This is a genomic window from Paraburkholderia sp. J7 (assembly GCF_905220155.1).
In the GTDB taxonomy this organism is placed as follows: Bacteria; Pseudomonadota; Gammaproteobacteria; order Burkholderiales; family Burkholderiaceae; genus Paraburkholderia.
Genome location: NZ_CAJMYZ010000019.1, coordinates 24129 through 45838, shown reverse-complemented (window position 1 = coordinate 45838; position 21710 = coordinate 24129). Strand labels below are relative to the sequence as shown.

General features: G+C 64.5%; 21 protein-coding genes. 13 read left to right on the top strand and 8 right to left on the bottom strand.

The features are described 5' to 3' along the window. Positions 1–155: 155 nt before the first annotated feature. A complete protein-coding gene (locus tag U5A58_RS27690; RefSeq protein WP_321963788.1) occupies positions 156–1643 on the top strand; it encodes an ATP-binding protein in 1488 nt (495 codons plus the stop codon). Between the two features lie 35 nt (positions 1644–1678). On the opposite strand, the gene U5A58_RS27685 is transcribed toward U5A58_RS27690, so the two are convergent. Further along, positions 1679–2176 carry an acyl-CoA thioesterase gene (locus U5A58_RS27685; RefSeq protein WP_069265858.1) on the bottom strand — a complete coding sequence of 166 codons (498 nt, stop codon included), beginning with the start codon at positions 2174–2176 and terminating at the stop codon, positions 1679–1681. A gap of 298 nt (positions 2177–2474) precedes the next feature. On the opposite strand from U5A58_RS27685, the gene U5A58_RS27680 reads away from it, so the two are divergent. Next, complete coding sequence (locus tag U5A58_RS27680; protein ID WP_321963787.1) at positions 2475–3458, top strand: response regulator; 984 nt, start codon at positions 2475–2477, stop codon at positions 3456–3458. A gap of 18 nt (positions 3459–3476) precedes the next feature. Here U5A58_RS27680 and U5A58_RS27675 read toward each other — a convergent pair whose 3' ends face one another. Next, positions 3477–5228, bottom strand: a complete 1752-nt coding sequence (locus tag U5A58_RS27675; protein WP_321963786.1) for a methyl-accepting chemotaxis protein — start codon at positions 5226–5228, stop codon at positions 3477–3479. 166 nt (positions 5229–5394) lie between these two features. Next, positions 5395–6426 carry a LacI family DNA-binding transcriptional regulator gene (locus U5A58_RS27670; protein ID WP_321963785.1) on the bottom strand — a complete coding sequence of 344 codons (1032 nt, stop codon included), beginning with the start codon at positions 6424–6426 and terminating at the stop codon, positions 5395–5397. A gap of 189 nt (positions 6427–6615) precedes the next feature. Between U5A58_RS27670 and U5A58_RS27665 the strand changes: the two genes are divergently transcribed. From U5A58_RS27665 to U5A58_RS27635, 7 genes are all read left to right on the top strand, one after another. Next, positions 6616–7788: a sn-glycerol-3-phosphate ABC transporter ATP-binding protein UgpC gene (locus tag U5A58_RS27665; RefSeq protein WP_321963784.1), complete on the top strand. Its 1173-nt coding sequence runs from the start codon at positions 6616–6618 to the stop codon at positions 7786–7788. 23 nt (positions 7789–7811) lie between these two features. Then, positions 7812–9818 (top strand): beta-galactosidase, encoded by a 2007-nt coding sequence (locus U5A58_RS27660; RefSeq protein WP_321963783.1) that lies wholly within the window; start codon positions 7812–7814, stop codon positions 9816–9818. 101 nt (positions 9819–9919) lie between these two features. Then, entirely contained in the window at positions 9920–11182 is a 1263-nt protein-coding gene (locus U5A58_RS27655) for an ABC transporter substrate-binding protein (RefSeq protein WP_321963782.1), read from the top strand. A 149-nt stretch (positions 11183–11331) separates the two neighbouring features. Beyond that, a complete protein-coding gene (locus tag U5A58_RS27650; protein ID WP_321914155.1) occupies positions 11332–12231 on the top strand; it encodes a sugar ABC transporter permease in 900 nt (299 codons plus the stop codon). Positions 12232–12252: 21 nt separating this feature from the next. Next, positions 12253–13104, top strand: a complete 852-nt coding sequence (locus U5A58_RS27645; protein ID WP_321914023.1) for a carbohydrate ABC transporter permease — start codon at positions 12253–12255, stop codon at positions 13102–13104. Positions 13105–13199: 95 nt separating this feature from the next. Beyond that, a complete protein-coding gene (locus U5A58_RS27640) occupies positions 13200–13715 on the top strand; it encodes a pyridoxamine 5'-phosphate oxidase family protein (RefSeq protein WP_321963781.1) in 516 nt (171 codons plus the stop codon). 123 nt (positions 13716–13838) lie between these two features. Beyond that, on the top strand, positions 13839–14642 hold the full coding sequence (locus U5A58_RS27635; protein WP_321963780.1) for an FRG domain-containing protein: 804 nt from the start codon (positions 13839–13841) through the stop codon (positions 14640–14642). A gap of 19 nt (positions 14643–14661) precedes the next feature. Here the strand turns inward: U5A58_RS27635 and U5A58_RS27630 are convergent, their stop codons facing one another. The 3 genes from U5A58_RS27630 to U5A58_RS27620 are packed head-to-tail and all read right to left on the bottom strand — an operon-like array spanning position 14662 to position 15949. Continuing rightward, a complete protein-coding gene (locus tag U5A58_RS27630; protein ID WP_321963779.1) occupies positions 14662–14958 on the bottom strand; it encodes a YciI family protein in 297 nt (98 codons plus the stop codon). Beyond that, positions 14940–15347 (bottom strand): DUF4406 domain-containing protein, encoded by a 408-nt coding sequence (locus U5A58_RS27625; RefSeq protein ID WP_321963778.1) that lies wholly within the window; start codon positions 15345–15347, stop codon positions 14940–14942. The genes U5A58_RS27630 and U5A58_RS27625 overlap by 19 nt, the downstream gene beginning before the upstream one ends. Continuing rightward, positions 15344–15949: an NUDIX domain-containing protein gene (locus U5A58_RS27620; RefSeq protein WP_321963777.1), complete on the bottom strand. Its 606-nt coding sequence runs from the start codon at positions 15947–15949 to the stop codon at positions 15344–15346. The genes U5A58_RS27625 and U5A58_RS27620 overlap by 4 nt, the downstream gene beginning before the upstream one ends. A 31-nt stretch (positions 15950–15980) precedes the next feature. On the opposite strand from U5A58_RS27620, the gene U5A58_RS27615 reads away from it, so the two are divergent. Further along, positions 15981–16799 (top strand): DeoR/GlpR family DNA-binding transcription regulator, encoded by an 819-nt coding sequence (locus tag U5A58_RS27615; protein ID WP_321963776.1) that lies wholly within the window; start codon positions 15981–15983, stop codon positions 16797–16799. 21 nt (positions 16800–16820) lie between these two features. On the opposite strand, the gene U5A58_RS27610 is transcribed toward U5A58_RS27615, so the two are convergent. Beyond that, the gene (locus U5A58_RS27610; protein ID WP_321963775.1) at positions 16821–17966 is read right to left on the bottom strand and encodes a peptidyl-alpha-hydroxyglycine alpha-amidating lyase family protein; all 1146 of its coding nucleotides are present in this window, start codon (positions 17964–17966) and stop codon (positions 16821–16823) included. Between the two features lie 186 nt (positions 17967–18152). On the opposite strand from U5A58_RS27610, the gene U5A58_RS27605 reads away from it, so the two are divergent. Both U5A58_RS27605 and U5A58_RS27600 read left to right on the top strand, forming a co-directional pair. Beyond that, positions 18153–19181, top strand: coding sequence for a helix-turn-helix domain-containing protein (locus tag U5A58_RS27605; protein ID WP_321963774.1), 1029 nt, complete (start codon positions 18153–18155; stop codon positions 19179–19181). Between the two features lie 31 nt (positions 19182–19212). After that, positions 19213–19641, top strand: coding sequence for a hypothetical protein (locus U5A58_RS27600; protein ID WP_321963773.1), 429 nt, complete (start codon positions 19213–19215; stop codon positions 19639–19641). Between the two features lie 126 nt (positions 19642–19767). Here the strand turns inward: U5A58_RS27600 and U5A58_RS27595 are convergent, their stop codons facing one another. Beyond that, positions 19768–21315, bottom strand: coding sequence for a methyl-accepting chemotaxis protein (locus U5A58_RS27595; RefSeq protein WP_321963772.1), 1548 nt, complete (start codon positions 21313–21315; stop codon positions 19768–19770). Between the two features lie 27 nt (positions 21316–21342). On the opposite strand from U5A58_RS27595, the gene U5A58_RS27590 reads away from it, so the two are divergent. After that, complete coding sequence (locus U5A58_RS27590) at positions 21343–21618, top strand: hypothetical protein (RefSeq protein WP_321963771.1); 276 nt, start codon at positions 21343–21345, stop codon at positions 21616–21618. Positions 21619–21710 lie beyond the last annotated feature (92 nt).

Below are 21710 nucleotides of genomic sequence, written 5' to 3'. Positions count from 1 at the left end.
ATCGATTCGATCGGCGCGCATTTCATGCGCCATGCATGGGCGGCGAATGGGCTGCGAGATGCGGCCCGCAAATCGCACATTGGGCGCACGGGGACGCTGAAGGCAACGCGCCGCGCCAACCAGGCTGGTAAGAACAAGAACCCACGCGACAGACTATGTATTCGATCCTGCCAGCGTTCGTGTCCGCATTATTTCTCGGATTCGGCGTCTACGTGCTCCTGACTGAGGGCTTCACGCGCCTCTCGGTGCCGTTCGCCTTGATGTGCGCGACCACGTTCTTCTGGCAAGGCACGTGGGCGTTTCTGTTCCAGACGTCCGACCCCGATCTCTCCGCCGTGCTCGTCAAGGCCGGTTACTTCTTCATCCTCTTTCTGCCCACCACGTTCTATCACTTCGTGACCGAAGTGAGCGCCCGGCGCGGCGAACGCCCGCTCCTCATCGCGTCCTACCTGCTCAGTGTGCTGCTCGCGGCGCTGTTGCTGTTGAGCGATGCCGTCGTGGACGGCTACGGCACGTTCTTCTTCGGCAAGTATCCGAAGGCGGGCATGCTGCATCCCGTGCATGTGGCGCAGACAGTGCTGCTCGCGTGCCGCAGTGCATGGCTGCTGTATGCCGCGCGCCGCCAGACGCAGGCGCACGACCGCCGCAAGCTGCTCGACCTGTGCTTCGTGAGCCTCGGCCTGTACGCGCTCGCCGCCACCGACTACGCCGTGAATTACGGGTTCGCGTTCTATCCCGTGGGTGCGGTGTTCATCGCCATCAGCCTTGGCATACTCGCGGTCACGATCGTGCGGTACGGCCTCATGCGCCCGTACCTCATTGCGGCCACGGTGGCGCACGAGGTTGCCACGCCGCTCGCGGCCATCGGCATGCATGCGGAGGAAATCGGCAACGTGCTGCCCGAACTCATGCGTGGCTACCAGTTGGCCGTGCAGCACCAGTTGTGCGTGGACGGACTTTATCCGGGGCAGTCGGAGCGCCTTTCCTCGCTTGCCACGTCGATACGCCGCCAGGTGGACAGCACGAGCACGGTGGTCGAAATGTCGCTCGCTTCGTTCACGCTCGACCGGCTCGACCGGCGCAGCTTCGAGACCTACCCGGTGCGCTCCTGCGTGAACGCCGCGCTCGAGCGCTTTCCGTTTCGCACCGGCGAGCGCGATATGGTGGAGGTGGCGCCTATCGACGCCCAGCTGAGCTTCTCGGGCTCGGATTCGCTGGTCGTGTTCGTGCTGTTCAATCTGCTCAAGAACGCGCTCTTTGCGATTCACGCGGAAATCGCCGAACAAAGCGACAAGATTAGCGATTACGTGGGCCGCGTGGAGATCAGCGCGACGAGCGAAGCGGGCTTTTGCGTGCTGCGCTTTACCGACAACGGCTGTGGTATTCCCGCCGATATCCTGCCGCGCGTGTTCGATCCGTTTTATTCGACCAAGGCGCACGGGCGCGGCGCCGGCATGGGCCTCACGTTCTGCCGCCGCGTGGCCGAAGCGCTGGGCGGCACGATTGCGTGCGAGTCCGAACCGCACGTCCACACGACCTTCACGATCCGCCTGCCGGAGCCCGGCACGAGCGCCGACCGCGCGCTGCACGACGCACCGGCGAAACCCCGCCGTTTTCCGGCGGGGCAGGATTTCGCGGGCTAGTTCATGTAGCCGGGTTGAACGTGCTCAATGCGCGCTTAGTTCGAACCCGAAGGCAGGACCAGCTCGTATTCCTTCACGCGCTCTATGATGCCGGGCGGAAAGCGGCGAATGCGCTTGTCGGTGCCGGCGAAGAGAATCTGCTGATAGCCGAGCGAAACGGGCCGCCCGTCCACGCAAAAGCGGAACACGAGATACGCGGAGCACTGACGCACCTGGAAGGTGTTGAGGTAGCAATCCACGCGCTGGAACGGAAAGGTTTCCTGCACGTATTCCTGGTGCGCGCGCTTGGTGACGAACACACCGCCCGAGGCGAGCAGATTGTTGTGAATGCACTCGTGAAACCAGCGTTCGCGGCAAATGCCCTGCCATTCGAAATAGCGGGCGAAATACGTGTTCATGAACGCGTTCGAGTCCTTCAGGTAAATATCGATGACGTGATGAAACGTTTTGGTCGGCGTAGCTTCCATGATTTCGTCGGAGAATCCGGCGGTGCCACGGGAAAGGACGGCGGGAATGGATTCGCGTGCGTACATCAGAGTAACTCCAGATAGGGACTGCAGGCGGCAGCCGCGCGTGCCTCCGCTGATAAGGAGGCATGCACCATTCTCTTCGTGTTCCTCTTCATCCAGAACCGTGCTCCCCACATACGCAAACCGCTTCATGCTCGCTGGCTGCGATAACGTTTGCGCATGCCTGCGCTGAACGCACCGTTGCGGCTTCGGGTTGCTGTGTCCAGGCGACACGCCGCATAATCGACATGTTTTCCTCGCGGTGCAGCTCCGGGTATCGGGCGCACCGCATGAGGCGCAGTGTGCTTAACCGAGATCCAGCATGAGTTCCATCGTCAGACAGCCGGTCTTTCATCCCGTCTCCGTCGTTTTTCTCGACGACAGCCCCGACTTCCTCTACGCGTTGCGCGGCCTCTTTCCGGGCGCGGGCACGGACCGCTACTTCACGAGCGCCGCACAAGCGCTGGCCTTCGTCGCCTCGCATGAAGCGCGGCAGAGCGCGCGCAATCCCGCTGCGGGCGCTGCATGGTCGGAGTTCGAGAAGCGGGGCGGCAACGCGCTGGGCGAGGACGTGATGGCCGACGCGGCGCGCTTTGGCGATATCGCCGCGCTCGTCGTGGACTACGAAATGCCGGAGATGACCGGCGTTGAGTTTCTCGCCGCCGCGAAGGACGTGGCGTGCACGCGCATCCTGCTCACGGCCACGGCCGACGAATCGCATGCGGTGGAGGCGTTCAACGCGGGGTTGATCGACTTCTACGTGAAGAAGTCCGATCCGGCCATGACCCGCAAGTTGCGCGGCGCGATCGACGATGCCAAGCGCAAGTTCTGCGCACGGCGCGGCCATATCGGCGTGCATGGCGTAGGCGCGATCTACGCGAACCGGCGTATTGCCGACGTGCTGCACGAAGTCGCGCTGCGCGAGCGGATTGTCGAGTACTACTGGCGGCCCGAGCAGAATGCGGTGCTGACGTTCGACGCTGCGGGCAACGCCGGTGTGTTTCTCGCGTGGGATAGTCACGACTGGGCGGCGCAATGCGATGTCGTGGCCGACGAAGGCGGCCCCGCGGCGTTGCGTGAGGAAATGGCGGCGCGCCGCATCATGCCGGTCTTCTGGCCGAACGAGGCGTACCGGCCCGGCATGTCCCGCGTGGAGTTCGCGACGCCGCAGCCGGTGCCGGGACTCGACGACACCTATACGAGCTGGACGCGGATCGACGACCCGAGCCTTGCGCCCGGGCTGATTACGTTTGCTGCGTGGCGGGCCCAGCAAGGCGCGCCGGGTGAGGGCGCGAGCCTTGCGTGATGCCGTTCCAGGGCGCCCTTAGAACGTTTCCCAGTCTGCGGTTTCGTTGGACGCGGCGCTTACCGGGCTGGCCGCTGCAGCCGGTTCGGCGTTCGCGGCCTTGCGCACCGGCGTGGTGTCCACAGGCTTCGCACGGGCAGGGGCAGGGCGCTTGAGCGGTGCTGCCGGGCGCACGGCACGCGCGCTTTGAGCAGGCGCTCTAACCGTTGAAGCAAGCGCCGGCTCAGCCTGCGCCCCGACCCGGAACACTGTCACGATCTCGCGCAACCCATTGGACTGCGCCGCCATCGACTGCGCCGCGGCCGATGCTTCTTCCACGAGCGCCGCATTCTGCTGCGTCACTTCGTCCATCTGCGCGACGGCGCGGTTCACCTGCTCGATGCCGGTGTGCTGCTCCTCGGAAGCCGCTGCGATTTCGCCCATCAGGTCAGCCACGCGGCGTGCCGAAATCACCACCTCGTCGATCGTCTTACCCGCTTCGTCAACGAGCCTGGTGCCTTCCGATACTTGCGTGACCGACTGCCCGATCAGGTCCTTGATCTCCTTGGCGGCTGTCGCGCTGCGCTGCGCGAGGCTGCGCACCTCGCCCGCCACGACGGCGAAGCCACGGCCCTGGTCGCCGGCGCGCGCCGCTTCCACGGCCGCGTTGAGCGCGAGGATATTGGTCTGGAAGGCAATGCCGTCGATCACGCCGATGATCTGCTCCACACGCTGCGAGCTGTTCGAAATCTCGTTCATCGTTTCGACCACGCGGCGCACGACTTCGCCGCCGCGCGCGGCGACTTCCGATGCGTTCACGGCGAGCGTATTGCCCTGGCGCGCGTTGTCGGTGTTGTGCTTGACCGTGGTCGTGAGTTCTTCGATGCTGGCGGCCGTTTCTTCGAGCGAGGCGGCTTGTTCCTCGGTACGCGAGGAAAGGTCCAGGTTGCCTGCCGCGATTTCCTTGGCGCCCGTCGTGATCGATTCGGCCGAAGTCTGAATGCGGTGCACGGTTTCGACCAGCTGGCGCTGCATCTGCTGCATCGAGTGGAGCAGGCTGTGCTGGTCGCCGGGCGCGAGGTTCACATGCGCCGTGAGATCGCCGTCGGCAATGCGCTGGCAGATCTGCGAGGCATATTCCGGCTCGCCGCCAAGGCTTTGCCGGATCGTGCGGATGAGCCACATGAGGCCGAGCGTCACGGCTGCGCCGATCACCGTCACGAGCAGGAGATTGCTGATCAGCGCGCTGCGGAAGGCGTCGTCGATATCGTCGGTATAGATGCCGGTGAAGAGGTGCCAGTCCCAGCCCGGCACGAGGACGGAATAGCTGATCTTCTCGACCGGCGCGCTCTTGCCCGGCTTCGGCCACCAGTAGCTGCTGTAGCCGTCGCCACCCGCGGACGAGCTTTTGACGATCTCGAGCGCCACATGCGTGCCGCGCGGGTCAGTGAGGTTCGCCTGGCTCTTGCCTTCCATCTCAGGCTTCGGCGGCACGAGCAGCGCCATGGCGTTGCTGTCGTAAATGCCGAAGTAGCCGCTCTTGTCGTCGCCGTAGCGCATGCCGCGCAGTGTGGCGATGGCGAGGCGCTTCGCGTCGTCGGCGCTCATGTGGCCGGCGTCCGCTTCTTTCTGGTAGTACGAGACCGCGCCCAGTGCGGTTTGCGTTTCCTGTTCCACCAGGTTCTTGCGGTCCGTCACCATGCCCGAGCGCGTCATGAAGGCGTTGGCCACCACCATCACGACGAGCGAGAGCCAAAGCAGCCCGACGATGCTCCAGGCTTTCTGATTCAACGTTATTCGCTTCACGTTCGTTTTTCTCCAGCCATCTTCGATTGTTTTTCTGCGTGACGGTGCACAGGTGCAGCGCCATCGTGTTTAACGGATGGTTGGAACAGAACCTTAAATTTGCTTATCGGTTCTTTGCGTTGGATGCGGTTTGCTCGTGTTGATTCTTTCGTCAAGCTTTCGCTCGCGGCGCAGCCGTGGAAGCCCGCACGACCAGCTGCGGCGACGAGACCACACACACGCGTGCAGCCGCGCCCGCAGCCGAATCGGGCGCTTCGACCAGCTCCGTCAGCAACTCGACGGCCAGCTCCGCCGCCTCGATCGTTGCGACCGCAACGGTCGTGAGCGCAGGCCGCGATTCGCGCGCAAGCTGAATATCGGTGATCCCAACCACCGAAAGCTCGCGCGGCACGTGAAGGCCGAGATCGGCGGCGGCCTGCATCGCGCCGAGCGCGGGCAGGTCGTTGGTCGCGAAGATTGCGGTGAGGTCGGGGTGCCGCGCCAGCAATTCGCTCGTGGCCGCGTAGCCGCCTTGCGTCGTGTCCGGCGCATAACGCACGGGCGCGCCCGCGCCGTCGAGCCCGGCCGCCTGCATGGCCGCGACGAAGCCGTCATAGCGCGCCGCATGGATGCCGGAAACCTTGCTGCCGACGATCGCGCCAATGCGCCGATGCCCGAGCGTCAGCAAATGCTGTGCGGCAAGCTCCCCCGCGCGGCGAAAATCCACGGCCACGCACGGCAGGCCAGGCGGGTCGAGCGGGCGCTCCCACATGCACAGCACGACCGGCGCGCCGCGCCGCACGGTGGCGCGCAGGTCGGAGAAGTCGAGATTGGCGTTCATCACGAGCACGCCCGCCGAGAGCGTGCCCGCGATCTGTTCGAGGTAGGCGCGGCCCGTTTGCGGGTCGCCGTCCGTATTGCAGATGATGAGAAAGCGCCCGCTGCGCCGCAGCGCATTTTCCACGGCGAGCGCGAACTCCGGGTAGAACGGGTTCGCGATGCTCGACACCATGAGCGCGATGGTCGGCGGCCGCCCTTCGGCGAGCGCGCGCGCGGACAAATGCGGGCGATAGCCGAGCGCCTCGACTGCTTCGAGCACACGCTGGCGCGTGGCTTCGCCCACGCGGCCGCGCTCGCGCAAGACGTTCGAGACGGTGGCGGGCGTCACGCCGGCGCGGCGCGCGACTTCGTTGAGGGTCGGCATGCGATCTCAAAATATGGGAAGGCGATTCAACATTTGCATGATTGTGACGGGCACTGCAACATTGGCCCGACAATCAAAACGATTACCGGAGACAAAGCAGCCAGATCGCACACGCGATCGCTTTTTTATGGCTTGCTGATTAAGCGCTTAATCTCCGTGTCGTGCCGATTAGAACATGGAGACGGGACGATGGCGAGCATTTCGTTGCGCGGCGTTCAGAAGGCATACGGCGAGAATGCGCCGGTGATTCGCAACGTCGATCTGGAGATCGGCAGGAACGAGTTCTGTGTATTCCTCGGCCCATCGGGCTGCGGCAAGTCCACGCTGCTGCGCATGATCGCGGGCCTGGAAGACGTGACCGACGGCGATATTTCGATCGGCGGCAAGCTCGTGAACGATGTGCCCGCCGCGCAGCGCGGCGTGGCCATGGTGTTCCAGAGCTACGCGCTGTTCCCGCACATGACCGTGTACGAGAACATGGCGTTCGGCTTGAAGCTCGCGAAAACACCGAAGCCCGAGATCGATCGCAAGGTGCGTGAAGCCGCGCGCATTCTTCAACTCGAAGCGCTGCTCGAGCGCCACCCCAAGGCGCTTTCGGGCGGGCAGCGGCAGCGCGTGGCGATTGGCCGCGCGATCGTGCGCGAGCCCGGCGTGTTCCTGTTCGACGAGCCGCTTTCCAATCTCGACGCAACGTTGCGCGGCCAGACGCGTATCGAGATTGCACGCCTGCATCGGCAGTTCGAGCAGGCCAGCGTGGTGTACGTGACGCACGATCAGATCGAGGCGATGACGCTCGCCGACAAGATCGTCCTGCTGCATAGCGGTAAGGATACCGAACGATATGGCAGCATCGCCCAGGTCGGTGCGCCACTCGAGCTTTATCACCGGCCTGCGAGCCGCTTCGTGGCGGGCTTCATCGGCTCGCCGCGCATGAATTTTCTGCCGGCGCGTGTGGCGGCCATCGAGGCGAACGGCGTGAGCATTACGCTCGACGAAAGCGGCGAGACGTTGCGGCTGCCGGTGCAGGGCACGCGTCTTGCCGTAGGCGCGCCTGTCACGTTCGGCGTGCGGCCCGAGCATCTCGAACTGGTGGAGCAAGGGGTTGCGCCACGCACGTTGGGAAATACTCAGGATGCCTTGATGATTACGCGTGCCATCACGCTGGTCGAGGAACTGGGTGAGCACAGCTATGTGCACCTCGATCAGCCGGGCGGGGCGGTGCTCGTCGCCAAGGCGCCCGGCGACGCACGGCTAGCTAGCGGCGACGCCGCGCAGTTCCGTGCGAGCGCCAACGCCTGCCATCTTTTTGCGGAAGACGGTTTCGCCGTTGCGCCGCTCGCCACCGCCGATCAACCCGCATGAAAACAACAAACGAGGACACAGGCATGCGTCTTGGAGTTTGCTACTACCCCGAGCACTGGCCGGAGGCCATGTGGAAAGACGACGCCGCGCGCATGAAGGCGCTGGGCATCGCGCAGGTGCGGATCGCCGAGTTTGCGTGGAGCCGCATCGAGCCCACGCCCGGCGAGTTCGACTGGGGCTGGCTCGATCGCGCCATCGACACGCTCGGCGCCGCCGGCCTGCAAGTGGTGATGTGCACGCCCACGGCTACGCCGCCCAAGTGGCTGATCGACCGGCATCCCGAGATTCTCCCCGTGGGCGCCGATGGCCGCGTGCGCGGATTCGGCTCGCGGCGGCATTACGATTTTTCGTCGCCGGTGTATTACGAGGCATCGCGGCGCATCTGCGAGGCGGTTGCGTCGCGTTATGGCCAGCATCCGGCCGTCGCGTACTGGCAAACCGATAACGAGTACGGTTGCCATCAAACGGTGGTCAGCTATTCGCCCGCGGCGGTGCAGCGCTTTCGCGAATGGCTCAAGGCGCGCTACGGCAGTATCGACGCGCTCAATACCGCCTGGGGCACCGTGTTCTGGAGCATGGAGTACCGCAGCTTCGACGAAATCGACGCGCCCGTTGGCACCGTGACCGAGGCGCATCCGTCGCACCGGCTCGACTACCAGCGCTTCGCTTCCGATGAGGTGCGCCGCTACAACCGCATGCAGGTGGATATCCTGCGCGCGCATTCGCCGGGACGGCCCATCGCGCACAACTTCATGCAGCTCTTCATGGAGTTTGACCACTACAAGGTTGCCGCCGATCTCGACGTCGCGACGTGGGACAGCTATCCGCTCGGCGCGCTCGATCAGCAGTGGTTCGCGCCCGAAGTCAAGGCGCGCTATCTGCGCACGGGGCACCCGGACTTCGCCTCGTTCAATCACGACGTGTATCGCGGCATGTCGAAGCTGCCGTTCTGGGTCATGGAGCAGCAGCCCGGCCCGGTGAACTGGGCGCACTGGAACCCCGCGCCGCTGCCCGGCATGGTGCGCCTCTGGAGCTGGGAAGCCTTCGCGCATGGCGCGGGCTGTGTGTCGTATTTCCGCTGGCGCCAGGCGCCTTTCGCGCAGGAGCAGATGCACGCGGGCCTGAATACGCCCGACAACCGCCCCGACCTTGGCAGTGCGGAGGCGGCACGCGTGGCGGAGGAAATCGAGGCGGTGCTCGCGGCGGCAAAGGGCGGGCGCGACTTCGACGTGAAGACGCCCGTTGCGCTCGTGCTCGACTACGAGGCGAAGTGGCTCTTCGAGATTCATCCGCAGGGCGCGGATTTCCACTATCCGCGCTTCGCTGTGGAGTACTACTCGGCGCTGCGTGCGCTCGGCTTCGACGTGGATATCGTTTCGGTGCATGCGCCGCTCGACGGTTACCGTCTCGTGGTCGTGCCGCCGCTGCCCATCGTCCCCGACGACTTCGCGCAGCGCCTCGTCAGTTCGGGCGCGCAAGTGGTGATCGGGCCGCGTACGGGCTCGAAAACCGTCGACTTGCAGATTCCCGCCAACCTGCCGCCGGGGCCGCTCGCGGCGCTCCTGCCGCTGCGCGTGTGGCGCGTGGAGTCGTTGCGGCCCAATATCAGCGAGCCGGTGCGCTTCGACATGGACGGCGCGCACGAAGGTCATGCACGCCACTGGCGCGATCTGATCGAACTCGGCGCTGTGGTGAGCGTCGCCGGCGAAAGCGAATGGGCCGTGCCGGAAGTGCGCGCGACGTTCAGCGACGGCCATCCCGCCTATGTGAAGAGCGGCGCGGTCCACTACCTGGCCAGCCTGTTCGACGAGGCCAGCACGCAGGCGCTCTTTGCGCGGGTGGCGCGCGAAGCGGGGCTTATGCCGCAGCCGCTCGGCGACGCAATACGCGTGAGCCGGCGCGGCGGCTTCACCTGGGTATTTAACTATGGGCCGGGCACGCACACGCTTTCTGCGGATATTCCCGACGAGGCAATCGTAATCGGCTCGCGTACGATAGAACCGCAGGGCGTGAGCGCCTACCGTTCGTAATGCACGAGAAGCCGGGACGAGAAGCCGGGACGAGAAACAGACGCATTGCGCAGTTCCTTCCGATGCAGCATCGACAACGACGTATAACCAAGGAGACACGCATGATCGGCAAGACCTTCAGACCACGCACCCTGCTCGTTGCGGCGACGCTGGCGGCGGGCGCGCTTGCAGGCACGTTTGCAAGCGCGGCGCAGGCTGGCACGCTCGAAATGAATATTGCCTACAAGGGCGCAAGCCAGCGCGCCGTGTGGGAGCAGGTGATCGACGAGTTCAAGAAAACGCACCCCGGCACCGACGTGAAGGTGTCGTTCGTCGACGAGGAAGCCTACAAGGTGCAGTTGCCGAACTGGCTTACGACCGCGCCGCCCGACATCGTGAACTGGCACGACGGCGAGCGCATGGCCTACTACGCGAAGCGCGGCCTTTTCGCGGACCTTTCGGACGACTGGAAGAAGAACAACTGGGACAGCATGTACGCCTCGACGAAGGAGGCCTCGTCGTACCAGGGCAAGCAGTACGCCGCGCCCACGGTGTATTACTCGTGGGGCATGTTCTATCGCAAGGACCTGTTCGACAAGGTGGGCATCAAGAGCGAGCCCAAGACGTGGAATGAATTCCTCGATGCGTGCAAGAAGCTCAAGGCCGCCGGCATCGCGCCGATTGCCGTGGCTGGCCGCGACGCGTGGACGCTGGCAGGCTGGTTCGACTATCTGGACCTGCGCCTGAACGGCAACGCGTTTCACCAGAAGCTCATGGCGGGCGAGGTGCCGTACACCGACCCGCGCGTGAAGAAGGTCTACGTCACGTGGAAGCAACTGCTCGATGACGGCGACTTCATTCCCAATTCGCTGTCGTACGATCTGGATGCGGCGCAGCCGTTCCTGTTCCAGGGCAAGGCCGCGATGATGCTCATGGGCACCTTCATCACGGGCGGCTTCAGCCCGACGGTCAAGCAGCAGATGGGTTACTTCCAGTTCCCGATCATCGACCCGAACGTGCCGACCGCCGAAGATGGCCCGGTCGAATCGCTGCATATTCCGGGCAAGGCGAAGAACAAGGCCGATGCGCGTGCGTTCCTTGCGTTTGCGGAGACGCCCGAAGTGGGCGCGCAACTCGCGAAGGGTCTGGGCTCGCTTTCGGCCAACAGCAAGTCGCCGGAGCCGGAAGACCCGATTTCGAAGATCGGCTTCCAGATTCTTTCGAATACGAAGGGCGGCATTGCGCAGTTCTATGATCGCGACATGACGAAGGAAATGGCCGACGAAGGCATGAAGGGCATGCAGCAGTTCGTGTCCGATCCGACGAAGCTGGACTCGATTCTTGCGCAGCTGGAGCAGGCGCGTCAGCGGATCTACAAGAAGTAAGGAGTTCGAAGTGGGGCGGGCGGTGCATGCTTGCGCCGTCTGCCCTACGTGCAGGTAGACAGGAGGTTTTTGCCGTGAGACAGGCAGTGACTCACACCGTTGCGCATCGCGCGGACGCAACCGCACCGGCGGGTGGCGAGAACGGCGGCATGCCGCACGCAAGCGGGCGGGGCATTCAGCCGCGCCGCCGCGTGTCGCCCACCGCACGGCGCCAGCGCCGTGCCGCGTGCCTCTTTCTCGCGCCCGCGGTCATCATGTTCGCGGTCTATGTGATCTGGCCGATTCTCTCCACGCTGCGTCTGTCGCTCTACAACTGGGACGGCATGACCGAAGCGAGCTTCGTGGGCCTCGCAAATTACGTCGAGTTGTTCCATGCGCCCACGTTCTACACGGCGCTCAAGAACAACGTGATCTGGCTGGTGCTGTTCCTGCTCGCGCCGCCCATGGGCCTCGCGATCGCGCTGTACCTCAACCAGGCGGTGGGCGGCATTCGCATCGTCAAGTCGCTGTTCTTCGCGCCGTTCGTGCTTTCGGGCGTGGTGGTGGGCCTCATCTACTCGTGGTTTTACGACCCCACGTTCGGCCTGCTCGCGCTCATGCTGGGCCGCGGCATACCCGTGCTCGGCGACCCGAATTACGCCACGCCCGGCATCATCTTCGCGGCGCTCTGGCCGCAAACCGCGTACTGCATGATCCTCTACCTCACCGGCCTCACCACGCTCAACAGCGAGCAGATCGAGGCCGCGCGCATGGAAGGCGCGAAGGGCTGGACCATGCTCTGGCACGTGATCCTGCCGCAACTTCGCCCCGTCACGTTCATGGCCGTGGTGGTCACGGTCATTGGCGCGCTGCGCAGCTTCGACCTCATCTCCGTGATGACGGGCGGCGGCCCGTTCGAAAGCTCGACGGTGCTCGCGTACTACATGTACGACCAGGCAATCAAATACTACCGGCTCGGTTATTCGGCCGCGATTGCCGTCGTGCTGTTCGCGATCATGCTGCTCTATATCGTCTATCACCTGCGCCGCCTGCTGCGCAGCGAGCACTGAATCCGCCACGAGGAGCCGCACATGTTTCCGATTCCGGTCGACAAATGGAAGCCCGCGTCGCGCCGCCTGTACAAACTCTCGCTGCCCGTGGCGCTCATCATCTGGCTGCTGCCGCTCATTGCGGTGCTGGTCACCTCAGTACGTTCCACCGAAGAGCTGAGCGAGGGCAACTACTGGGGCTGGCCGAAGCACTTCGCGATGATCGAGAACTATCGCGACGCGCTCACGACTTCGCCCATGCTGCATTACTTCTGGAACAGCGTGCAGATCACGCTGCCCGCCGTGGCCGGTGCCATCGCGCTCGCGGCGCTGGCGGGCTATGCGTTGGCCATCTACCGCTTTCCGGGCAATTCGGCACTGTTCGCGACTTTCGTTGCGGGCAACTTCGTGCCGATCCAGGTGCTGATGATTCCGGTGCGCGATCTCACGCTCAAGCTCGGGCTCTACAACACGGTGGGCGGGCTGATCCTGTTTCATCTTTCGTTTCAGACCGGCTTTTGCGCACTTTTCCTGCGTAACTTCATCAAGCAACTGCCGTTCGAACTCGTCGAGGCCGCGCGCATCGAGGGCGCGAACGAATGGACCGTGTTCGTGCGCATCGTGCTGCCGCTCATTCGACCGGCGCTCGCAGCACTCGCCATTCTCGTGTTCACGTTCGTGTGGAACGACTACTTCTGGGCGCTGTGCCTGACCCAGGGCGACGATGCCGCGCCGATCACCGTGGGCGTTGCGGCCCTCAAGGGGCAGTGGACGACGGCATGGAACCTCGTTTCGGCGGGATCGGTACTCGCGGCCCTGCCTTCGGTGATGATGTTCTTCGCGATGCAAAAGCACTTCGTGGCGGGGCTCACGTTCGGCGCGACCAAGGGCTGAACGGTTGATGAAAGGCGGGGCGATTTGACTTCGGCGCGGCGCTACGGTCCAATTTCGGGTGACCCGACGCAAGTCACGCCCGCAAGGAACGCCCCATGCAGCACAACGAACCGGCCCCGCGGCCGATCCAGCCCGCGACGCAACCCCAACCCGCCACGCAACTGCCCGCCGCGCTCGTGCGCGAATTCGACGGCGACCACCTCGAAGCGCACCTTTCCGATGCGATCCGCCTTTCGACCGTAAGCAAGGACGGCTGGCCGCACGGTGCGCAACTGAGCGCGGGCGAGATCCTGGCCGTCAACGCCAACACGCTGCTCATCGCCGTCTGGCCGCAGTCGAGCACCACGGCCAATCTCGTGCGCGACGGGCGTCTCACGCTCTCGCTCGTTCACGACGGCGCGCTGCTGGAGATACGCGCACGCGCTCACGCCGTGGCGCAGCGGCAAATGGCGCTCGAACTGAGCGTCTTTCGCGTGGAAATCGAGTCTGTCACCGAGCATCGCGCGAAATATGCCGAGGTGCGCAGCGGCGTGACGTTCCGGCTCTACGAGCCGGATCGCGTACTGACGCGCTGGCGCGAGCAGATCGCGATGCTGCGCGCATTCGCCTGAGCTTGCCTGTGGCGCGTGACGCAAGCTTCGTGATGTTGTCATTGTTGATGTGCTAGCGTGCTCTGCGGGGCGCGCGCTTCATGGGCCCGTCGCCACGCAAAGACAAACGCTTCCGGAACAACGATGCAGACCACGGTACTCACAGACTGGCAGCAGTTCATGGCGCTGACCACGCAGCTCGACGGCTGGGCGTTTCGCGGCCAGCAGAACGCGCAGTGGCACCTCGAAAGCTCGCTCACGCGTTATATGCGCGACTACGTGGGCGACCGGCTGCAATGGCGCCAGCGCGAGGAGCGTGCCATTCGCGTGTTTCGCCGTAAGGCGCACAACTTCCTTGCGCATCCCGACTTGCTCAAGGACGATCTGCGCTGCCTCGCGCTCATGCAGCACCACGGTGCGCCCACACGGCTGCTCGATTTCACGAAAAGCCCGTTCGTCGCGGCCTTTTTCGCGCTGGAGCGCGCAACCGGCGACGCGGCCGTCTACGCGCTGAACACGCCCGCGCTCTGGAACAGCCGCGCGCTGCCCAAGACCAATCCCATGCTGACTCGCGACGTGATCGACCCGCGCGCGCACGACAACTTCGAACGCTACTTCTTTAGCAACACGAACGAAATTCTCTGGTCGGGCGAGCCCACGGAGATGGACGACCGGCTCGTCGCGCAGTCGGGCACCTTCGTCGTGCCGGGCGTGATCGACAAGCCGTTGCAGGCCATTCTCGAAGGCTACGAGAGCCACGAGGAACTGCTGCACAAGATCGTGCTGCCCGAGCGCATCCGCATGGACGCGATGAAGTGGCTCTACCGCATGAACATCACGAATGCGTCGCTGTTTCCGGGGCTCGACGGGCTCGCGCGATCCATTGCCGTGGAGCTGGAGATCGTCTGGTCGGGTATGGTGGCGCCGATTGCGGGCTCAACGAGCTGACAAGCCCGCAGCGGCCCGTTCAAGGTGTTTCGGGACGCGGCAGATTGAGGCCGGGAGCGAGGCGCGTGGCCTTGAATTCCGTCACTTCGTAGCCGGCGACGCCTTGCTGCGCAAACGGATCGGCGGCGAGCAGCGTATCGAGCCGCTCGCGCGGCATATGCGAGGCGATGATCACGCCGCCGTCGCGCGGCATTTTCGGACCGGCGGCAATGAAATTGCCCGCTTCGAACTGCGCATCGAGATAGGCGCGATGCGCGGGAAGGGCGTCGTCGATGCGCTCGAGCGGGGCAGTGTAGGTCAGGGAAACGATGTACATGGCGGCGTCTGGTCGGAGAGGGCGCAAGACGCGTATGGTATCTCAGCCAGGTCGAAATACACGCGCTTGCCGGCTTCACGGGCGAGCGCAACATCGGCGTCGGCGCCGCGCGACTCGCCAGGTATGCGGAGCACGGCATGGCAATGCGCGATCATGCGGTGGGCCACCGGATACAGGAACGCCTCGCTGATGGCGTCGCCAACCCATTTCGAGCCCGCCTGGGCGGCGAGGGGAAGCGACAGCCATTCGCCAACGATCGGCGTATGGCCGAGACGAAAAACGTCCAGTGCGGCGGCTTCGAGCCTGGCGAGATTCGCGGCCGTGAGCGCCGGGTCGCCGTGGGTGCCGCCGCGCCACGGCCCCGCAATCAGAATGAGTTGAGACGTCATGCCGCGACCTCTTTGCGTGTTGCGCGCAACGCCGCATGCTGCAGCAGCATGATCGTTTTGCCGTCCACGATCTCGCCGCGCTCGATCATCCGTAGCGCTTCGTCAAGCGGCACTTCGACCACTTCCAGATCCTCGCCTTCCTCCTCGACGCCGCCGCCCGCGCCGGGCCGCTCGGCGGGGTCGTATTCGCCCAGGTAGAAGTAAAGCTTCTCGGTCACGGAGCCAGGGCTCATGTACGCCTCGAATACCTTGCGCAGGTTGCGCACGCGGTAGCCCGTTTCTTCCGCGACTTCGGCGCGAATGCGCTCGTCGGGCGCGGCGTCGTCGAGCAGGCCGCCCGGCGCCTCGATCATCATGCCGTCGTGCCCGTTGACGAAGGTCGGCATGCGAAATTGCCGCGTGAGCACGACGTTGCCGCTTTGCGGGTCGTGCAGCAAGATGGTCGCGCCATTGCCGCGATCGTAGGTTTCGCGGCTTTGGCGTTGCCATTTGCCGTTGCTGCGCAGGAAGTCGAAGGTCACCTTGCGCAGCACATACCAGTCGTCGGACAGCACGGTGGTGTCGATCATCCGCACACGGTCTTTCGTTGCAATTGCCGTCATCTCGTTCCCCATTGGTCAGGATGCGCCATTCATGGTATCGTGCAGATTCGTGCAAAATCAAGAAAATTCGTGCAACCGGATCGATGCGGTTCTCATGCTCACAGATCAACGAAAGAAAGCGATACTCGAAGCCCTTAAACGCGAAGGCCAGGTGCTCGCGGGCGAACTGAGCGCGAAGTTCGGCGTTTCCGAGGACACGGTGCGGCGCGATTTGCGCGAGCTGGCGGCCGAAGGCCTGTTGCAGCGCGTGCACGGCGGCGCGCTGCCGGCCTCGCCGGCCGTGGCGCCCATTGCCGAGCGGCGCGGCATGGAGGTGGCGGCCAAGCGGCGCATTGCGCAAAAGGCCGCAGGCATGATCGCGCCGGGGCAGGTGGCGATCGTCGATGGCGGGACGACTTCCGCGCTGCTAGTCGAGTGTCTGCCGCGCGACCTGCGGGCGACCGTCGTCACGCATAGCCCCGGTGTGGCGGTCGCGCTCGCGGAGCATCCCACCATCGAAGTCGTGCTGATCGGCGGGAAGCTGTACAAGCACTCGGTGGTCACGGTGGGCGCGGCGGCCGTGGAGGCGATTGCGCATATTCACGCGGACCTGTACTTCATGGGCGTGACGGGCGTTCACGCGCAAGCGGGGCTCAGCACCGGGGATTTCGAGGAATCCTATATAAAACGTGCACTAGCCGCGCGCGCCGCGGAAACGATCGTGTTGGCCTCGGCGGCGAAGCTCAATGCCGCCTCACCCTACTGCATCGGTCCGATCGGCATGGCGCAGACTATCGTCGTCGAGCGCTCGACTGACGCGAAGCTAATCGAACCAATCGTGGCGGCGGGCGTGACGGTGGTGCGCGCTTGAGTGTATGAGCGCGCCGTCAGGTTAAGCGTGAAGCACCAGCTTCTGCACGCGCCAGTTCAGCAGTTCGGCGACGAAGAGCACGTTCTTCGCGGGGCACGCCATTTCGTGGATCCAGCCGAATTGCTTCAACTGCTTGCCCGATTCGCCCAATACGCCGAGCAACTCGCCATCGAGGCTCAATTTATAGATGCGCCCAGGGAAAGCATCGGAGCTGTATAGCACCTGATCGGGACCCGGCGAGATGCAGATCGCCCAGGGCGACCCCGGTGCGAACGTGCCTGCGGCGATCGTCGCTTCGTCCGGCACGTTGCCAATAGCGGGACGCGCGCCCGGCGGCACTGGAACGTCGATCGTGAACTGTTTCAGGAACTTGCCATCCGTGTCGAACACCTGAATGCGCCGGTTGCTTCGGTCTGCGACATAAATGCGGTCCTGCGCATCAACGGCAATGCTGTGTGGCGTATGGAACTGTCCGGGCCCGGTGCCGCGATCGCCCCAAGACTTGAGCCAGTTGCCGTCCTTGTCGACCTTCGCCACACGTGAGTTGATATAACCGTCGCTGATGTAGGTGTTGCCTGCGGCGTCCCAGGCGACGTCGGTGACCTGGCGAAAGCGTCCGGGCTCGGAAGGCAAGGGCGGGTTCGGATGCTTGAGCGGTCCGGTTTCTTCGTCCGCGGCTTCCTGCTTGCGGCCGAACACCATCGCCACGCGGCCATCCGGCGTGAACTTGATGATCATGTCCGAGCCCTTGTCCGTCACCCAGATGTTGTCCTGCCGGTCGATCTTCACGGTGTGCGCGAACGACCACGCGTACAGGTTGTGGCCAATTTCCCTGACAAACCGTCCATCTGCCGCGAATTCGAGCAATTGCGCTGCCGCGGCGCCGTAGGCCGGCCCAATGCTATTGCCGCGCGAGAGCACGAAAATATGGCCGCGCGAATTCACGGCGACGCCCGAACATTCCCCGAAATACATGTCCACCGGCAATCGCACCGGGTTGGGAATGGAATCGTAAGCAATGGACGGAACCGTTTGCGTCTGGCCGAAGGCCGGCGCGGCGGCGAGGGCGGCGGTTGCCGCGAGGAACTGGCGACGCGTGAAAGCACCCTGCAGAAGGCCGCCGCAGCATGGGCAGCCAACGGAATGAAGCGAATGAAGCGGGCTCATCGGACGTTTCTCCTCTTGTTCGAAGATGGTGGCGAACGTTGTGCACTGCAACCCGCGCGGGGCCTTCCGCGAACTGACCGCAAACATTGCCGCGCGCACCCTAAAGAATATGCGCGCGCAACCGATAGCGCAGTAATCGAGTGGAGGATTCCGATCCCGTAGTCATTTCGCATACCGAGGTGGCCCATGAGCCCAACGCCAAATTCCCTGCCGCATTCCGCGTTCGACACGAGCGTCTTGCCACGCGATCAGCAGTTTTCCGCATGGCGAGAGGCGGTGAGCGTCATTTTCGACACGCAGACCGCCGAATCGCGCGACGCCGGTTTTGGCTCCGCCGTGAGCGGCTACCTGTTCGGCGACGTGGTGCTGGGCTCGATACGCACGGGCGCACAGCGCTACGACCGCTCGAACGCGAAGATCGGGCGCGACGGCCACGATCAATATATTCTGCAGTTCTATCTAGGCGGCCAGTGCCGCGTGCGCGACGGCGGCCCGCAAGGGTGTACGCAACCGGGCGACATGTTCATCGTCGATGCGGCCCAACCGCTCGCGACCGAAACCACTCAAAGCGAATTCCTGAATCTGGCGGTGCCGCGGCGCTTGCTCGCGCCTTTGCTGCATGCGCCCGACCAGCAGGGCATGCGTGTGATTCGCGGCGCCGATCCCACGGTCGCGCTGCTGCGCGAGCATCTGGGCGCGCTCTACCGGCACGCCCCGCAGATGTCGCTCGCCAACGCCCAGGCCGTCATGCCTGCCACGCTTCAGCTCGCGGCCAGCGCGCTCAACGCGAGCGTGAGCCCGGAACACATGCCGGCGGTGCAGGAGTGCGCGTTCGTATCGATATGCCGGTATGTGGAGAAGCGCCTGACCGATCCGCAACTGAGCGCGGACCTGGTTGCGCGCGCATTCGGCATGTCGCGCGCCACGCTGTACCGGCTTTTCGAGCAGGAGGGCGGCTTTGCGACCTACGTGCGCGAGCGCCGCTTGCGGCGCTGCCGCGCCATGCTCGCCGACCCGGCGCGGCGCAGCATGTCGATTGCCGATATTGCTGCCGCGCACGGATTCACCGATGCCGCGAATTTCACGCGCGCGTTTCGCCGCTCGATTGGCCTCTCGCCGCGCGCGGTACGCATGCTGGCGCTCAATGGCGAGACCGAACTCGCGAAAGAGTCCGGCGCGGACGACTGGCGCTACTGGATGGCCTTGATGCGTTGAGCATGAATCGCGCGGATCGTGCAAGCCGCGTGTGAGACAAAACAACAAGTATTTGAGACGTAACGACAGATTTGGCTTCAGGCACCGCCGATTCATTGCCGCGTCATGCGCCACCTGCAAAGATGCAGGCGCCTGCGAGATGCGGGCAAACGGGGGAAACATGAAGAAGACCCAAAAAAAGCCGCGTCAAGGCGGCCTGTACTACTACGAAGCGGCGTATTCGCTCGAACTTGCGCGCGGCGCGTCGCATATTTCCAGCATGCTTTCGGCGGCGACACAGGAAAGCGCCGTGCATGAAGTCATGCGCGAATTCATTGCGACGCACGGCAGGGCCGAACTGGACGCGTTTTGCTGGCTGCTGGCCGAGCGGCTGGACAAGCGCGGCTGTGCTGCGGCCGCTATGAAAGCGCGGGACTTCGATGCGTCGCGCCGGATGCGGGCGCTGGCCTGCGCGAGTTGAGTCGCGCAGGGCTATACGTGCGAGCGTGCGCGTATGGCGAACTGTAAGGTCATCCTAAGGAATTGAGGTGGCCGGTTCGCGGGGCACACCTCGATCGATCGTTGCCGCGAGCGCCTCTACTGCGCCTTAGCGCGCGAGCCTGAACGCCCCAACGGCATCGCGCAGCGAGTCGGCCTGCTCGCTGAGCGCCATGGCGGCCGCAGCCGCTTCTTCCACCAGCGCAGCGTTCTGCTGCGAGACTTGGTCCATCTGCGAGACCGCGAGATTCACCTGCTCGATGCCGTCGCGCTGCTCTTCGGACGCGTTCGCGATCTCATGCATGATGGTCGTCACACGGCCGATGGACTCGCCGATCTCGTTCATTGTCACGCCCGCCGAGCGCACATACTCCGAGCCCGAGGAAACGTGCTCGACCGATTCGGCGATCAGCGTCTTGATCTCTTTCGCGGCCGCAGCCGAACGCTGCGCGAGCGAGCGCACTTCGCTCGCGACAACGGCGAATCCGCGGCCCTGTTCGCCCGCGCGCGCGGCTTCCACCGCCGCGTTGAGCGCGAGAATATTGGTCTGGAAAGCAATGCCTTCGATGATGCCGGTGATGTCGGCGATCTTCTGCGAGCTGCCGTCTATACGCTCCATCGTCTGCACGGCGTGGCTCACGACCTGCGAGCCGCGATCGGCGACTTCCTGCGCGCTATTGGCGAGCGTTTGCGCCGTACGCGCGTGCTCGGCGTTCTGCTTCACCGTGGCGGTGAGCTGCTCCATGCTCGCGGCCGTTTCCTGCAGCGAGGCCGCCTGCTCTTCGGTGCGCTGAGAAAGGTCGTCGTTGCCGGCGGCGATCTGGCGCGTTGCCGTGGAAATGGACTCGGAGCTGTGGCTCACCTTGCGCACCGTGTGCGAGAGCGCGTCCTGCATGGCCTTCAGGCTCGTCACGAGGCGACCCATTTCGTCGCTGGAGCGCGTGTCGAGGTTCGCGGTCAGGTCGCCGTCCGCAATGCGCTGGAGCGCGCCCTGAACGTTCTCCAGCGGCGCTGCGATCGCGCGGTGCAGGCCTACGGCGCACACGAGCGCCACGGCGAGCCCGAGCACGATCAGCGCGATGCTGCCGGCGCGCAGCGATGCATAGCGGTCCTGCGCGTGGTCGAAGGCCTGCTCGCCGTGCGCCTTCTGCCATGCCTCGAGCGCGCTCGACGCCTTCGTGAGCGCAACCGAGAGCGGCGGAATGCGCTTCATCGCGATGTCGTCCTGGGCCTGCCGGTCGCCTTGCTTGATCGCGGCCATGAGCGGCTGGATGCCTTGCTCCAGCATGCCGGCGAGGGCGGTCTGCACATCGTCGGCGAGTGCCTGTTCTTCGGGCGCGTGCGGCAGTGAGCGGTAAGCGTCCCACGCCTTGTTCGAGGTGGCGAGGTAGGTCTGCGCCTTGTCGAGCAGGGCCTGAGTGTCGGGCGTGTCCGGGTGCAAAAGGATGCGGTCGAGCGTCGTGCGCGCGATGGTCAGATTCAGGTTCGTCTTGCCGATGTTGATGGCGGCGGCGAGCTGATTCGAGTAGGCATAGCCGAGCGCCGTATTGGTGCGCGACATGCCCGCGAGGCCGGAAACGCCGGCTGCCACGATCAGCAAGGCCAGCACCCCGACCGCGATGCGCAGACGGACAGAGATAGAGAGTCGTGCAAACACGAGGATGGCTCCAGAACGCGAGGGGCGATGTTGCAGAAAAACGGCAGTGGCTACGCGCGGGACGGCGAAGCACTGGACACGCTCAGGACATGTTTACGGCGCGCCGCGAGGGAACTGAAGGGCGGCGCGGGCGCCTTTGCGCAATGGTGGTTTTCCCGGGGTGCGATCAAGTCGCCACTCGCGCTGCTTGCGCCGCGATCGCCGGTTCGTCCGTTGCGCGTGTCGGCCGCAACGCTTTCCAGTGACCGGGATTCAGGCAGGGCGGCTTCGACAAAAGTGCCAGTGAATGTGCGTTTTGTATAGGGACGCTGCCTGGCGCCTCCCCTATTCTCACTCCATCGAGACGATACGTCCGGCGCAGCGAAATCCATCGGGTAAGCCGCGCCGCGCAATCC

Bases quoted from the DNA above. Each gene is read 5' to 3' on its own strand.
- U5A58_RS27690 (WP_321963788.1), top strand. From the start codon at position 156: ATGTATTCGATCCTGCCAGCGTTCGTGTCCGCATTATTTCTCGGATTC.
- U5A58_RS27685 (WP_069265858.1), bottom strand. From the start codon at position 2,176: ATGTACGCACGCGAATCCATTCCCGCCGTCCTTTCCCGTGGCACCGCC.
- U5A58_RS27680 (WP_321963787.1), top strand. From the start codon at position 2,475: ATGAGTTCCATCGTCAGACAGCCGGTCTTTCATCCCGTCTCCGTCGTT.
- U5A58_RS27670 (WP_321963785.1), bottom strand. From the start codon at position 6,426: ATGCCGACCCTCAACGAAGTCGCGCGCCGCGCCGGCGTGACGCCCGCC.
- U5A58_RS27665 (WP_321963784.1), top strand. From the start codon at position 6,616: ATGGCGAGCATTTCGTTGCGCGGCGTTCAGAAGGCATACGGCGAGAAT.
- U5A58_RS27660 (WP_321963783.1), top strand. From the start codon at position 7,812: ATGCGTCTTGGAGTTTGCTACTACCCCGAGCACTGGCCGGAGGCCATG.
- U5A58_RS27655 (WP_321963782.1), top strand. From the start codon at position 9,920: ATGATCGGCAAGACCTTCAGACCACGCACCCTGCTCGTTGCGGCGACG.
- U5A58_RS27650 (WP_321914155.1), top strand. From the start codon at position 11,332: ATGCCGCACGCAAGCGGGCGGGGCATTCAGCCGCGCCGCCGCGTGTCG.
- U5A58_RS27645 (WP_321914023.1), top strand. From the start codon at position 12,253: ATGTTTCCGATTCCGGTCGACAAATGGAAGCCCGCGTCGCGCCGCCTG.
- U5A58_RS27640 (WP_321963781.1), top strand. From the start codon at position 13,200: ATGCAGCACAACGAACCGGCCCCGCGGCCGATCCAGCCCGCGACGCAA.
- U5A58_RS27635 (WP_321963780.1), top strand. From the start codon at position 13,839: ATGCAGACCACGGTACTCACAGACTGGCAGCAGTTCATGGCGCTGACC.
- U5A58_RS27630 (WP_321963779.1), bottom strand. From the start codon at position 14,958: ATGTACATCGTTTCCCTGACCTACACTGCCCCGCTCGAGCGCATCGAC.
- U5A58_RS27625 (WP_321963778.1), bottom strand. From the start codon at position 15,347: ATGACGTCTCAACTCATTCTGATTGCGGGGCCGTGGCGCGGCGGCACC.
- U5A58_RS27620 (WP_321963777.1), bottom strand. From the start codon at position 15,949: ATGACGGCAATTGCAACGAAAGACCGTGTGCGGATGATCGACACCACC.
- U5A58_RS27615 (WP_321963776.1), top strand. From the start codon at position 15,981: ATGGTATCGTGCAGATTCGTGCAAAATCAAGAAAATTCGTGCAACCGG.
- U5A58_RS27610 (WP_321963775.1), bottom strand. From the start codon at position 17,966: ATGAGCCCGCTTCATTCGCTTCATTCCGTTGGCTGCCCATGCTGCGGC.
- U5A58_RS27605 (WP_321963774.1), top strand. From the start codon at position 18,153: ATGAGCCCAACGCCAAATTCCCTGCCGCATTCCGCGTTCGACACGAGC.
- U5A58_RS27590 (WP_321963771.1), top strand. From the start codon at position 21,343: ATGTTGCAGAAAAACGGCAGTGGCTACGCGCGGGACGGCGAAGCACTG.